We start from the raw sequence: 14,666 nt of genomic DNA on the forward strand, positions 1-14,666 counted from the left end.
TAAGATAAATTTCTCTAACAATAGTTCTCTTGAAACCATGATGATGACCCCAATAATACATAAACTAGCGCAATGAATATGCATACACGCGGAGAAATTCATGAGTAGTCAAGAACATAACACACAAAATCCAGTAGTTTCCGAAACACTTACAGATATACCAATTGATGAGAAAAAACAAGACGAATCGCTACAAGCAGAAAACGAATATGATAAACGTATTGCTACATTAGAGTTTCAGCTATTGCAATGCAAGAATAGTGCACGAGATATACAGCTACGTGCACAAGCGGAAATTGAGAATATTAGACGCCGCGCTAAAGTAGATATGGAAAAAACGCATAAATTTACTCTAGAAAAATTTGCTAATGAACTGCTTCCTGTGATTGATAATCTTGAAAGAGCTATAGGGATAGTGGATAAATGTAATCCGGAACTAGAAGCGATGATTGAAGGCATCGATCTAACCATGAAGTCATTTCTTGCAACACTCAGCAAATTTGGCGTAGAAATCATTAGTAAAACGCATGTTCCATTTAACCCAGAAGTGCACCAAGCTATGGCTATGTTAGAATCCGATGACGTTGAGCCAAACTATGTCATTCAAATCATGCAACGTGGCTATACACTTAATGGGCGTCTTCTGCGCCCTGCGATGGTATCTGTCTCTAAGGGTAGAAACAATTTACCCTAATTGCAAGAAGAACTAACAATTTGTTCTTAAGAAACTGATCAAAACAGTAGCTATATTCTTTAGCTACTGTTTCATACTTTGCTTTATTACACGCATAATATTATTATCTACAGATACGACATTTTAATATACGATTATATAGACTAGTGCACTTATGATAAGTGCAATACAAACACATATTAAATCTAATTATAAGAGAGAGATTAAAGCGTCCAATTAATCGGATTTTTTCCTATACAACTCAAAAATTTATTAGTTTTAGAGAAATGAGAACAACCAAAGAATCCGCGATACGCAGACAGTGGGGACGGATGTACAGTAGATAATACATAATGATACCTATGATGAATCAAACGAACTCTTCTCTGAGCTTCGACGCCCCAAAGCAGAAAGACTATTTTCTCGCAATGCTCATTAATAATAGAAATCACCTTATTAGTAAACATAGACCATCCAAATTTTGCATGGGAATGCGGTTTTCCAGCTTCCACAGTGAGGATGGTATTGAGTAAAAATACTCCTTGTTGCGCCCAACTCTCTAAACAACCGTGTTGAGGTGGCTGAAAACCTGGAATATCTCTCATCAATTCTTTGTAAATATTTTTCAAAGAAGGCGGCGTAGACACACCTGGCAATACAGAAAAAGCTAATCCATGTGCCTGATTAGGATGATGATAAGGATCCTGTCCTAAAATAACTACTTTCACTTGATATAACTCAGTTAAACGAAAGACCTCAAAAACAAACTGCGCAGGTGGATAAATAATCTTACCGCCTTCTCTTTCTAAGTATACCTTATCTAAAACCTGCTTAAAATAATATTTTTTTTTCTCATGAGCTAAAACATCTTTCCAAGATAATATGTGCGCCATGTATACTCCTCTTTTACTTTATGTAAAACGACATGTAGAGCATCTACGCATTTATGACCCAAAAACCTAAAATGATCACCAAGTGATCAAAGTCACTTTTAAAAAAATATGATCTATGTGACCATATATCATGAATGGAATGTATAGTCACTAAGGGATAGTAGAATAAATCAACCATCGTGGCATTTACGTGTCAAAAAAAGGGCTAACAAACCACTTTGCTAAAATAATATTACTTTATATATAGATAATTTCTGCATATACTGAAAAATATTTATTGCCCAAGATGTTCATATCTACACACTGTGTAAAATCATAAACTTCTCTATAATTCAAAATACACATACTATTAACACGCTAACAAACTAGCAACTCCTGAGACAATTTAATCAAAAATACTAGTGTATATTACATTTATAGTCTTTCGTAATGATTAGATTGCTGATTTTTGTATAGCTCTATGATGGGATCGTTATACGATCTGTAAATATACGATAAGTAACTCAAAATATATGATACTTATTCACAAGAAACACATCTGCTTGCATTATATCAATGTCTATATATTTACCTTGTAGTGTATACAATCTAAAAAAGATAGAGAATGCATCTAGCAGTGCACAAAATGCCCCCTTATAACAACATCATTCTTCATACATTCTTGATTTTTTATATATGATGTTTTGACGGAATACTACATATGACTTTAAGCTGCACTTGCGATCAAAGTGATATAAATGATGGGGAAAATGATATAGATAGCTGTATATACTAACAATATGAATCGCATAGTACTTATGAAAAATTCATACCTTGCAGAGAACTAGTCAATTTTATAATGCCTAAGTGTAGAAACAACCTACTCAACAGGAGTATAGAACTAACTAATATAAAAACTAACTGATAAAAAATTATCTGTTTTTATAAAAAATGATGTGGAGTTTCACAAACTTCTATGTATTAGAGTTCTGCTTATTACATTGTTTTAATAAAAAATCATACAATCAAAAATAAAAATTTGTGACATCTGTTTACATATCTTTTTATCACTCAAAACAGACATACGGCATAGAAGTAAATAGTCCTTATTATACGTACTTGACATATCATATCTATGATCCCAATCTTCGGTGTCTGTGAAATAAAAATAGCACGCCTAAGTTAAGATTCTCCACTATCTAAATTAACACGCTTACTCTCCACCTATCTTCATGGCAGATACTAAAATAGAACCACACTGAATAGTACTGTTTTTTTCAATATCACTACTCATTGATACTATATTTAGCCACATATCTTTAAGATTACCAGCAATAGTAATTTCACGAACAGGATACTGCACTTCACCATTCTCTACCCAAAAACCTAATGCTCCACGTGAATAATCTCCTGTCATCTCATTTACACCATGCCCCATCAGTTCGGTGAGAAAAAGCCCACGCCCCATTTTCTTTAACATATCATGAAAATCTAGTGTATGACCAAGAATGAACCAATTATACATACCACCTGCATGACCAGTACTTTGTAAACCAAGCCTACGTGCTGAATAACTAGTTAGCAACCAACTTTGCAGGATACCGTTTTTAACAATATCGCGCCGTTTGGTTTGAACACCTTCATTATCAAATGGAGCTGAAGCAATCCCTTTTAATAAATGTGGATGCTCTTCAATACTAAGCCACGGAGGCAGAATTTTCTCTCCCATCGAATTGAGCAAAAAAGTAGCCTTTCGATAAACAGATCCTCCGTTAATTGCCACAGCTAAAGCATAAAATAAATCTATTGCCACTTCTGCCGCAAAAATGACTGGCGCCGTCATAGTTGATATTTTCTGTGAGGATAAACGTGATAATGCACGACATGCAGACTTTTTACCAACACATTCAGGTGGCTCTAAATCCTCTATTGCTCGAGCTAGAGTATAGGCAGAACCTCTCTTCATGCTACCATTCTCTTGAGATACCACACCCGCAGATAAAGAATATAAGGTAGTATAATACCCCTGACACATACCATAACTATTGCCGACTACTTTAATGCTAGCTCGACTATCAAAACACCCACCTTCAGTATTAATAATACGTGGATCTAGTTGTAATGCGGTCTGCTCTGCTCGAGAAGCTAAGCTCGTGGCATACTCTGTGTCTATTTCTGTTGGATGATATAAATCTAGATCTTGAGTACACCATGCTAATAAATCACGATCTACCATCCCATTATGAGGATCTATCGAAGTATAACGCACAATCTTTAATGCCGTTTGTATAGCATGTGTAATGGCCGCTACACTAATATCAGTTGATGATACAAAACCTGTATGATTTTGATCAAGAATCCTAACAAAAAATTCAACATCTCTATTAAATTCAATATTTTCTATAGCACCATAACTAGTTTTAACGCTAAGTCCACTAGTCTGTAATATGACGACTTCTGCTCCGTCACAGTGATTCTTAACTAACTCCAGTGCTATTGCGACTAGTTTTTTTAGGCTGTCATGCCGCTCTACAATATCACATTTTGCTATGGTATATGATAATTCTTTCATTGACCCTGCCACATAAAATATCAGTTTTGGATGTTTTATCTTATCTGGAACGCTATGTTATAAACAAACAACTATTAGTTAACAACCACAATGAATCATATAGATTAAAATGCGTCTTTCATTGATAGAGCATCATAAAAACTACATCAACACTCATCTCTACCACAACTGACTATACCATCATGCGCCTCTAATCAACCTTCATGCATCCTATATCATATGCTTACAAAAAACGTACATCTAAATAATATACATAATAGTTCGCATTGCACATTGATGTTTGAACTTTATCTTTTAGTCATCAAACTGAACTAGCTGCTATTTATCTTCTGTGATCTATGATTATCAACCTATTTTCTTATTTGTACTAGCATGGTTAACTACACTATCAAAAATAGTTATCAGTTCTGGATTTCATCCACAGTCTTGTGAAAAAATAACACCTTTACTCAAGGCATACAAGACACATACGATTACTATCGCATCAGATCTAACATATATCACGGAGCGCGACTATACCACACAGACTGATAAAACACATCAATACAAGATATCTAGATTAACATCTACTATCAGACGTTATTGAAAAATACACAATATCCGGAGAAGGCGTGGCTGTAACGCGAATTTAATGATTTATATTATATTCTACCAGATAAGCTTTCACTGCATGCTATTCACCAGAAAATAGCGAACAATTTTCAAATATGGCGCTAACTTCAGTTAGTCTCTCACATATCATACGCATGTAATATAGACACTACTACATGAACATTAGACTAACTCCATAATAACTATGACAACCACATACCTGATTTTATACTATAATATATAAAACAATGCGGGATCACAATCTCCACCCATCGAACAAATTGAATCATCCAAGATTTAAAATATTTATCTATCTAGCACAGAACTATGCATGAAGACACCAGTGCCTAATATCTACTCGATCCTGATAATCCTGCTAACAGATACTCCTATCTATATATTAATTAGAAGCAATACAACTTCACTTTGCGTAGATATGCGCAGTATAAGCAAGATTAGTAACTTAATGAACCTGCATGACAAACCCTCAATATTTTCTACGATGCTCGGTTGTATCTCTATATCAAAATGCAACCTACATCACATATGGTCATGATATTATCAAGTAACTTCGCTCATTTTATAAGGTCGCGGATGGCCATTACAATCAACAGCAACGTAAATAAATATAGCTTCAGTGCTACAATAATGATGGCCAAACGGCTGAGATGAGACTTTCTTTACCCACAATTCAACCTGCATCGTCATAGATGTCGTACCAGTTCGTATGCAATGCGCATGACAAGTGACAACATCCCCTACAGAAACAGGTTTTAAAAAAGTCATACGCTCAATACTTACAGTAACTACGCGCCCCATAGAGAGCTCTTTTGCTAAAATAGCGCCACCAAGATCCATCTGTGACATCAGCCACCCACCAAAAATATCACCATTTGCGTTAGTATCTGCTGGCATCGCAAGAGTTCGTAATACCACTTCACCTAGTGGTTCTCTTAATTTTTTTTTCATGCAAGGCTCTTATTGTGTTTTTGATTACACTGCTATATCTTTATTTGTAATCTTAATAAAAAATTTTCTTATATGAGACTAATCATTTTGTCGAGATCTACAAAGGAACAGATACAGTCCACTTAAAAATGTAAAAAGCAACGTAAGACCACCCAACCAAAAAAATTTAAAATCTACCCATCTCTCTTCTGAAAAATACGATATCGCATAAACATTAGCCAAACTGCATAAAAGAAAAAAAATCGCCCATGCGATGTTAAGACGACGCCACATAACTTCTGGAAGTTTCATTTCCACATGAAAGATCTTTTTGATTAGAACATGTGGCATAAAAAAATGACTGAAAAATAAAGCTATAGAAAAAACACTATAAATAACAGTGGTTTTCCATTTAATAAAGTTAGGATTATGAAGGGTAATGGTCAAAGTACCGAACACAACCACTAACATCAACATTATAATAGACAATTTATCTACTTTTCGATATAAAAAAAACTTTAAACAAAGCACAATAGCAGAGGACATTATTAATGCACTGGATGCAATAAAAATATTGCATGTCTTGTAAGCAACAAAAAAAACAAAAAGTGGCAGAATATCAATACATTGTTTCATACAAGTTATCCAGAGCAGAGGTACATTGAGTCATACCGTGCACAGTGGCACGACCTAGAAAACATAAGATTTCTCATGCAGCATACCTAACATGAATCAATGCAATAGCATGTATAAACGAGATAAGTAAATAACTAAAATAGAAGAAATAAAATTACTCAATACATTAAGTAATAGTATAGCAATATCAGGGGGAAGAATTACGAACGCCGAGGCTAACACAAGAATAAGGATTTTTGCTAGAATCCACACCATCACAACTGGAGATATGACCTTAACATGACTCCAACCCATTTGGCTACTAGTATATATTGCAGTGAAAATTCCAACCTTATCAGTCGTGATGATCATGGGAGCTAAAGCTAAAGTAACTGATAGAAACACCCCTGGAACCACTAAAACCATAAAGCCAATCTGTATGCTCAGCATCATCAAGAACGTAAGTGATAAAAGATTGATAAGATCTGGAGATGACGCTATTACAGCACGTAAGGCGCTTACCCGTTTTCCAGATGAAACGAGTCTAATTAAACTTAACATCCCCCCTAGCAGCAATGTATTACCAATCAGTGACGAGCAAGTTCCAGACGCTGAAATTTGTAGCAGTACCTTTTGTTGCTCTAGTGACATATTTCGTATCATCTCAAAGAAACTTCTGGTCATTCCTATAGATAAATCATCTCCAAACACCTGCATCTCATCAATAGATGGCATTAATATTTTACTTACTATCATCATTATACATGACGTAAACACCACTAGTAACGTAATGTTGAGCAACTGGTGTCGGAAAAAATTTCCTGTGTCACGGTATAATGTACTTGCCGTGATTAGCATGCCTACTCCTTTTAAAAAACTATTTTCTTTACTAGACAAAACCATCGGATGATAAAGCCGGTTATTACATATAGAAAGTGAGGATTTAAACTGCTATGATGTGTTATTGTATTAAGTTACATGGCGTTATGCTATACAAGCATACTCTTATTAATAGACTCAGCTAGTATAAATACCACTTTTTTTAAAATTTTTAAAATTACAGCCTCTCTATGATGAAAGATCAAGAATTCTATCACACGTCGTCTGAAATTAAAGTGATAGATAACTTTCATTTCGTTGAAGTGTTCGATATAGCATACTTTAAAAGTATATTATATACTCATATAATGTATCTTTAATACAGTTTAAAGCTCGATTTTTGTATGTAGAAGCTATAAAAACATATTTGTATGCTTTATATTTGTAGTCTAATGTACCATTATGGTAAACAAGCAGCGCCTTTTGATGAGAAATATTCAAAAATTTATTTCTTATACCTAACGCTAAGTCAAATTTTTGTACGTTAAAGACAAATGTGATAACCATTTTTGTGAAAAATATTTTCAGTATGCTATATTAAATAGCAATTTCAAAATATTAGAGAATGATAATTTCTTTTTTTAAAACTAATGAATAGTAGTTTAGACATATCAATCGATAGTATTACAAGCTTTTTAAATACTCGATGAATATCAGAAAATAGCGTAAAAGGGCGCATGAGATACATTGTCAAAATGAGAGATAAACCGGAGTATATATATTAAAGGCATTATCAATATCTATTTTCTAAAAGCATTAGAAGAAATATATCTAAAATAGATGATATGGATGATCGAGGAAAACATAACTTAAAACACTAATTCTATTATTGAATACATCTATCACTTTTATTATGATAATGTAAATTTTTTACCAATTCTCTAACTGGTCACGTGCCGTTCCATCTGCATTTATGGTATGTCAAGCATACAATTAGATATACTTGTGATATAAAATAGTAATACCTTTATTTCTAAAATATCATTTTCCTATCTCGAAAAATGTAAATTATAATAAAATTTATAATAACATCAATTATTATCTAATACAGACACATATGATACGCAGTATCCGGTCTTTAAAGTACACTAAACTAATTGTTTTAAAAGATTGAATACCTCCGCACAGACGATACTTATAATTAACATGCTATGTCTGTATCACTCTCTGCTATTGGTCTCCATATGTCACATACACTCATGCTCTGGATGTGTCATCTAGTATATATTCTAGTAAAATATATACCTTACCTCATGTTCTCTATTTACCAATCATCCAGGAAATTGGCACTCCTGATGATGTGACAATCTGCATAACTCAGGACGAATCTAAATATCGAGGTTTTTATATGATACCCGTAATAGCATTAATTGGACGCCCCAATGTAGGAAAGTCCACCCTGTTTAATCGACTTACGCGAAAAAAAGATGCTTTAGTAGCAAATTTGCATGGGCTGACTCGGGATCGTAAATATGGTCGTGCTAAAATTTCAGGCTGTGACTGTATTTGTATTGATACCAGCGGGATTGAGAATAACACAAACAGCCTCTCTATTGCTATGTTGACACAATCACGTATAGCTATTGCAGAAGCGACAGAAATACTCTTTATCGTAGATGCCCGTGCTGGGTTACTGCCAGAAGACATAATCATTGCTAAATATCTACGTTTAAGTAAAAAGATAGTTTTTCTTGTCGCAAATAAAATAACAGGCCTAGACATTGAAGCCTCCTTGGTCGAATTTTGGTCACTAGGTTTTGGAAGACCATATCCTATTGACGCCTCTCATGGATATGGCGTACTAAACCTCATGGAGTTAGTATTATCACCTTGGATAACTCCAGTGACCAATAAACCACTTGGTGTACCCTATCATCAAGTCACGAAAAAAAATTTAGCGCAAATACCTACAAAATTCATAACACACCAACCTCAAAACTATAGTAAAAAGCTAACGCAAAGAGAACAAACAGAATGTCTAGATCAAATCGATGTAGCCATTAAAATAGCTATTGTTGGTCAACCAAATGTAGGTAAATCAACGCTTACTAATTGTATTCTTGGCAAAGATCGTGTAGTGGTATGTGATGTTCCAGGTACAACACGTGATAGTGTTTACATCGCGATGGAACGTGATAGCCGTCAGTATATTCTCATTGATACCGCGGGGGTGCGCCCACGCAGAAAAATAAAAGAAGCTATTGAAAAATTTTCTGTAATTCAAACACTAAAATCGATCGAAAATGCTCATCTAGTCATGCTAGTCCTTGACGCAAAAAAAACCATATCTGATCAAGATATGTCACTTCTTAGCTTCATTCTTAACAGCGGAAGGTCATTAATTATTATACTGAATAAATCAGATGGACTCGCACGATCTGAGCGTAATAAGATCAAACAAATGATAGACTCTCGAATAGGCTTTATTAATTATGTGCATATTCATTTCATTTCTGCCTTATATGGCAATGGCATAGAGGATGTATTTACTTCTATTACAGAGGCTTATGACTGTGCAACGCGTCGCATCCATACTTCGCAGTTAACTCGCATCATGCATCAAGCAACACAGGAACATCAACCACCACTGATACGTACTCGACGTATAAAATTAAAATATGCTCATGCTGGAGGACATCACCCTCTTCTTATTGTAATACATGGTAATCAAGTTAAAAGCACTCCAGATTGCTATAAGCGTTATTTGGTAAACTATTTTAGACAATCACTAAACCTAAGAGGAATAGCTCTACGCCTACAATTCAAGGAGGGCAACAACCCGTACATAAACAAATCTAATATTTTGTCCAGTTAACAGACATAAAAATTCACCAGCAACGAGACCACTGATGATTTCTTATCTACACCCATTGATCTTCAACTTGGTTCAAAACTTAGACATAAGATCTCGATATAGTTTCAAACTCAGGTTGAAATATAAAGCTCACCCCTACAATACCAGTACACCATCACAAACAATAGATACTTCTAAGCCTAAGAAAATAATCTTATTATTATTACATAAAGCTTTTGTATGGCAACCTAGTAGTCTTGATACAAGTGTAAATCCTGTATTTTCAGCATGTTCTAATGAAAAAGCAATAAACAAAGTCTATCGTTTACTATAACCTACTGATGAAAAAAATCACGATTAGATATATCTACTCATATAACAGTAGATGTATAATTAAAATATGGTACTAATACTAGATTATTTACTCTATCAGAAAACACATATAACAAACATATTTAAAAATTATGACATCTCTATCACGACACAAACTCATGTATAATTTCATATAATCTGAACAATATACTTGTCACAGCATAGTCTCCAACATAAAGTCACCCTTTTAAAAAAACTAATAACCGGAGACTAATAGATCACTACATGGATTCATATAGGATTCAATGATGCCAATTCTTCCTTTTCCATCCCAACCACTAATAGAATCAGATAGGCTGCCACTAACTTTAGTATCATTAGATACATGGGCTTTAGTAGATGTCGGTGGTGATGATCGTTTACGTTATCTACAAGGCCAAATAACCGTAGATGTTATTAAACTATTTCCAACGCACCATAATTTTGCAGCACACTGCAACTCTTCTGGAAAGATGTGGAGTAATATATGTCTATTCCACCGTGGCGACCACTTAACGTATATTGAACGACGCAGTGTGCGTAACAAGCAAATAACTGAGCTCAAAAAATATGCAATATTCTCAAAAGTTACATTATCTGTAGATGATCATTCTATACTACTAGGGCTAGTTGGCGCGCACGCTAGAAACGCATTAGCGCAGTGCTTCAATATCCTTCCAAATGCTACATCACCAGTTATTCAGGAAGAATCTAGTACACTACTCTGGTTTGCAACACCTACTGAGCGCTTTATACTAATAGTAACTCCCGACAATGCTGCTATTATTATTAAAATGTTTCAAAATCATGCACAATTAAATGATAGTAAACAGTGGATGCTACTAGATATTGAAGCAGGCCTGCCCATTATTGAGACTGAAACGAGTGGTCAATTTATTCCACAAGCAACTAACCTACAAGCTCTCAATGCCATTAACTTCAAAAAAGGATGCTATATAGGACAAGAAATAGTAGCGCGTAGTACCTTGCGCAACACTAATCAACGTGCATTATATGCTCTTTCGGGAACATCGCAAATAATCCCAAAGATTAACGATAAACTAGAAATAAAGATTCGCAATCAATGGAGAAAAACAGGTACCATTTGTGCTGTATGTCAAATAGAGAGCTCTAAAATTTGGGTTCAAGCCGTGCTCAATAAAAACCTAATCACACATAATCATATGTTACGCGTATGTGGTGATGCAAAAAGTCAGTTGAAAATCCAAAAATTACCATATACTATTTACTCTGCATAATATATACCTATTAATTATATGACTTATTATGCTATTTATCTTATATCTCAGAGAAGAGATACAGAAAATATCATGAATCACTGCACTGTATGTGTCTGCATTACTTCTTCAGAAGAATTGTTTGATAACATAATCTATTGATGTGTCATATTTCATATTGTAAACCACACAACATATTATACTAACCTAGTTGACGTAATCTACTGGTATAGGACTGAATTATCCTGCGATGACATTCTATGATATACACTACCCCTAACTGGTATAAATAAGTAATTTGAAAGCTTTCAGCAGAGGACATATTCTATCCTTTTCTTATAAATATGCGTTTTGATAGCCATATATTACATATTGCATATTCAATTAGCTAATCTCATGTTAACATAGCTTTGTCCAGCTCTTCAGTACTGCTCCATACTATATAACATAATATTTATAGTTTTTAGATGTCTGTGTGTAGATCCTACAAAGAAGCTTGCTTTGTTGGTAGAAACAGTGTCTGTTAACACAGACAATTGTTGAATTTATTTTCAATATGCGTTTCTAATCTCTATCTTAATATGATAACTACCTTCTCTATTAGGTAATCTGAGGTACTACGCAAAAATATACTCATGCATTACTTTATATAATAAACACTCAAATATACTATCTATGCATAGTACATTTTGCGCACACTATATATAATGCGTAGAGATAATATATCCGAACCTTCCTTTTAGGATAATTAACACGTAGATACAATCCAAAATAAAAACATCAGTCTGAAGACGATTACCAGCTGATATAATACTTCTTAATCACTGCTTATTTAATATATGACCCTCGTGATTATATGATAGTATTCATGCAAATGCAGTAGCAATAAATACAGCACGTTGTGGAGCAGGATAACCCTCTATTGTTTTCGTAGAGTCTTTTTGATCCAAGAAACTTGACAATGATTCTCTGGGCATCCAATTAGTGCATCTCTGTTCATCTACGGTAGTGATACTATGATTAACAATACGTACATTGCAAAAACCACACTTTTCTATCCAATTCTTCAGCGCCTGGCTCGATGGAATAAAATATATATTACGCATCTTAGCGTAACTTTTTTGAGGCACCAACACTCTTTGAGCGTCTCCTTGTATGACCAAAGTCTCTAAAACTAACTCTCCTCCTCTCACTAACTGCGACCTAAGTTGACAAAGATGATCCAGCGGGGAACGACGATGACATAGTATACCCATGGAAAAAATAGTATCAAAAGCGTGTAGAGCAGGTATCTGTTCTATACTCAAAGGTATTACATGAGCTCGCTGATCATTACCCAATAGTTTACGCACTGCTTCGAACTGATATAGGAAAATAGGAACAGGATCAACTCCCACTACAAGATGTGCCCCATGACCAAGAATACGCCACATATAATAACCACTACTACAACCTACATCGAGCACGATACGCCCAGAGAGAGGAGAGATATGCGGTAAAACTCTTTCCCATTTAAGCTCTGATCGCCACTCACTGTCAATAGTAATCCCGTAAAGAACAAAAGGACCTTTACGCCACGGCATCAAAATTCGAAGTAATTTCTCCATACCTGCACGTTGCCGCACTGTGATCTGAGTATGATCAGCCACAACACCATGTAATAAATCTAAAAATTCCGGGGTTAAACTAGGTAAATTTTGTACTGCACGCTCCAACAATTGATAATTTTTAGATAACATTTGATGTTGCCAAGATGCAATCAGCGCCGGTAAGGTTTCCAACCAGTGTTGGAGGGGGCTTTTAGCCACAATATGATAAAAATGAGAAAAATCCATCAGTATAACCCTATTTTAGAGCGAGAATAGAAAAAAAATTAAAATACTGAAACCATAGCGTATAATGCTGAAAACCAGCATTCTGCAACCGTTGCGTATGCATTTCTAGAGTATCAGTCAACATAACTTTTTCTAACATACGACTTTTCTGATGAATTTCTAGATCACTATAACCATTATTGCGCTTGAAATCATGGTGCATCTTTACTAATAAATCCTCCATCTCTGTATCAGCACTACGAAATTTTTCAGATAAAACCAATGCCCCTTTGGGATTAAGACCATTCCAAACCGTATTTATTAACTCTTGACGTTCCTGTGGACGTAAAAACTGCAATGTAAAATTTAAAACCACTAATGAAGCATTTTGAATTGAAATCCTTCGAATATCAGCTTCCAAAACTTCAACTACAACATCAGTATTAACACACAATGTGACAATATCACGACAACGTTCAACCATGGCTGACGAATTATCGATGGCAATAATTTTACAACCTTTGACTATAATATTTTTTTGAAGTTCTAAGGTAGCTGTACCTACAGAACAACCTAAGTCATAAATATAAGAATTGCTTTGTATACGCTGTTTAGCTAACATTCCGATCATAGATATGATCTTATTATAACCAGGTATAGAACGTTGAATCATATCTGGAAAAACATCAACCACTTTCTGATCAAACACCCAATCTTTAGGTTCTATAATCAGTTTGGATAACAAAGTATCACGTTTAGACATCATAAGCATTCCAAGATAGCGTGTAAAAAAATACATTTCGTTGAATTATTGTTGTTTCTAAACGCTTTCTCTTTAGCACTACATCATATTCGTGCTAATTTTTATGAAATATAAATTCCAAACCACTATACCATACACAATAGATATTAAGATAAGATTACAATGCTATTCTGGTCCTCTGTTACATAGGTGCTTATATTGATCGTAATCATGCTCATGTCATAATCCTTATTATCATAACTGTAAAACTTCATTGTGGTGATAATGCAGCCTACTATAATAACAGTTTCAATACGCCATAAAGACTCTGAGATAGTTTGTCAAGACAGAGATAGTATCTATTATAGATATAATACGATATATCAGTGTGCACCAAGTACACTCTATTAGAGTGCTAGTAGTTTTCTTTGCGGTCACATCAGAGTTATATGCAAGTATAGTGCTCTTGAGACTAGATAGCATATAATGAATATCATGTATATTTTAATTACACTACCTTGCGGTAGTACCATACTGCGTGTGCATATTCTTGTACGAAATAATAGTATTCACGCGT

Annotated in this window: 10 protein-coding genes; 3 read left to right on the forward strand and 7 right to left on the reverse strand. The window is 34.5% G+C overall.

Translation table 11 applies throughout. The annotated features are described in order from the left end of the window. Window positions 1-100 precede the first annotated feature (100 nt). Window positions 101-694 carry a nucleotide exchange factor GrpE gene (gene grpE, locus ERCIKOCA2762_RS02385; RefSeq protein ID WP_157988591.1) on the forward strand — a complete coding sequence of 198 codons (594 nt, stop codon included), beginning with the start codon at window positions 101-103 and terminating at the stop codon, window positions 692-694. A gap of 203 nt (window positions 695-897) precedes the next feature. On the opposite strand, the gene ung is transcribed toward grpE, so the two are convergent. The 5 genes from ung to ERCIKOCA2762_RS02410 all read right to left on the reverse strand — a co-directional run bounded on the left by ung (window position 898) and on the right by ERCIKOCA2762_RS02410 (window position 7,129). Continuing rightward, the gene (gene ung, locus ERCIKOCA2762_RS02390; protein ID WP_157988592.1) at window positions 898-1,566 is read right to left on the reverse strand and encodes a uracil-DNA glycosylase; all 669 of its coding nucleotides are present in this window, start codon (window positions 1,564-1,566) and stop codon (window positions 898-900) included. A gap of 1,192 nt (window positions 1,567-2,758) precedes the next feature. After that, window positions 2,759-4,117: a metalloprotease PmbA gene (gene pmbA, locus ERCIKOCA2762_RS02395; protein WP_232043107.1), complete on the reverse strand. Its 1,359-nt coding sequence runs from the start codon at window positions 4,115-4,117 to the stop codon at window positions 2,759-2,761. A 1,152-nt stretch (window positions 4,118-5,269) separates the two neighbouring features. Then, a complete protein-coding gene (gene yciA, locus ERCIKOCA2762_RS02400) occupies window positions 5,270-5,677 on the reverse strand; it encodes an acyl-CoA thioester hydrolase YciA (protein ID WP_157988594.1) in 408 nt (135 codons plus the stop codon). 78 nt (window positions 5,678-5,755) lie between these two features. Next, entirely contained in the window at window positions 5,756-6,292 is a 537-nt protein-coding gene (gene ispZ / locus ERCIKOCA2762_RS02405; RefSeq protein ID WP_157988595.1) for a septation protein IspZ, read from the reverse strand. Between the two features lie 96 nt (window positions 6,293-6,388). Next, on the reverse strand, window positions 6,389-7,129 hold the full coding sequence (locus ERCIKOCA2762_RS02410; RefSeq protein ID WP_157988596.1) for a YciC family protein: 741 nt from the start codon (window positions 7,127-7,129) through the stop codon (window positions 6,389-6,391). A 1,369-nt stretch (window positions 7,130-8,498) separates the two neighbouring features. Here ERCIKOCA2762_RS02410 and der point away from each other — a divergent pair. Both der and ygfZ read left to right on the forward strand, forming a co-directional pair. Next, entirely contained in the window at window positions 8,499-9,965 is a 1,467-nt protein-coding gene (gene der, locus ERCIKOCA2762_RS02415) for a ribosome biogenesis GTPase Der (protein ID WP_157988795.1), read from the forward strand. 599 nt (window positions 9,966-10,564) lie between these two features. Continuing rightward, entirely contained in the window at window positions 10,565-11,554 is a 990-nt protein-coding gene (ygfZ, locus tag ERCIKOCA2762_RS02420; RefSeq protein WP_157988597.1) for a tRNA-modifying protein YgfZ, read from the forward strand. An 845-nt stretch (window positions 11,555-12,399) separates the two neighbouring features. On the opposite strand, the gene cmoB is transcribed toward ygfZ, so the two are convergent. Next, window positions 12,400-13,371: a tRNA 5-methoxyuridine(34)/uridine 5-oxyacetic acid(34) synthase CmoB gene (gene cmoB / locus ERCIKOCA2762_RS02425; protein WP_157988796.1), complete on the reverse strand. Its 972-nt coding sequence runs from the start codon at window positions 13,369-13,371 to the stop codon at window positions 12,400-12,402. Window positions 13,372-13,378: 7 nt separating this feature from the next. After that, window positions 13,379-14,110 (reverse strand): carboxy-S-adenosyl-L-methionine synthase CmoA, encoded by a 732-nt coding sequence (cmoA, locus tag ERCIKOCA2762_RS02430; RefSeq protein WP_157988797.1) that lies wholly within the window; start codon window positions 14,108-14,110, stop codon window positions 13,379-13,381. Between the last annotated feature and the right edge of the window lie 556 nt (window positions 14,111-14,666).

The sequence above is a fragment of the Candidatus Erwinia haradaeae genome (genome assembly GCF_900698935.1).
GTDB classification, from domain to species: Bacteria; Pseudomonadota; Gammaproteobacteria; order Enterobacterales; family Enterobacteriaceae; genus Erwinia_E; species Erwinia_E haradaeae_D.

Bases quoted from the DNA above. Each gene is read 5' to 3' on its own strand.
- grpE (WP_157988591.1), top strand. From the start codon at position 101: ATGAGTAGTCAAGAACATAACACACAAAATCCAGTAGTTTCCGAAACA.
- der (WP_157988795.1), top strand. From the start codon at position 8,499: ATGATACCCGTAATAGCATTAATTGGACGCCCCAATGTAGGAAAGTCC.
- ERCIKOCA2762_RS02410 (WP_157988596.1), bottom strand. From the start codon at position 7,129: ATGCTAATCACGGCAAGTACATTATACCGTGACACAGGAAATTTTTTC.
- cmoA (WP_157988797.1), bottom strand. From the start codon at position 14,110: ATGTCTAAACGTGATACTTTGTTATCCAAACTGATTATAGAACCTAAA.
- ygfZ (WP_157988597.1), top strand. From the start codon at position 10,565: ATGCCAATTCTTCCTTTTCCATCCCAACCACTAATAGAATCAGATAGG.
- yciA (WP_157988594.1), bottom strand. From the start codon at position 5,677: ATGAAAAAAAAATTAAGAGAACCACTAGGTGAAGTGGTATTACGAACT.
- ung (WP_157988592.1), bottom strand. From the start codon at position 1,566: ATGGCGCACATATTATCTTGGAAAGATGTTTTAGCTCATGAGAAAAAA.
- ispZ (WP_157988595.1), bottom strand. From the start codon at position 6,292: ATGAAACAATGTATTGATATTCTGCCACTTTTTGTTTTTTTTGTTGCT.
- pmbA (WP_232043107.1), bottom strand. From the start codon at position 4,117: ATGAAAGAATTATCATATACCATAGCAAAATGTGATATTGTAGAGCGG.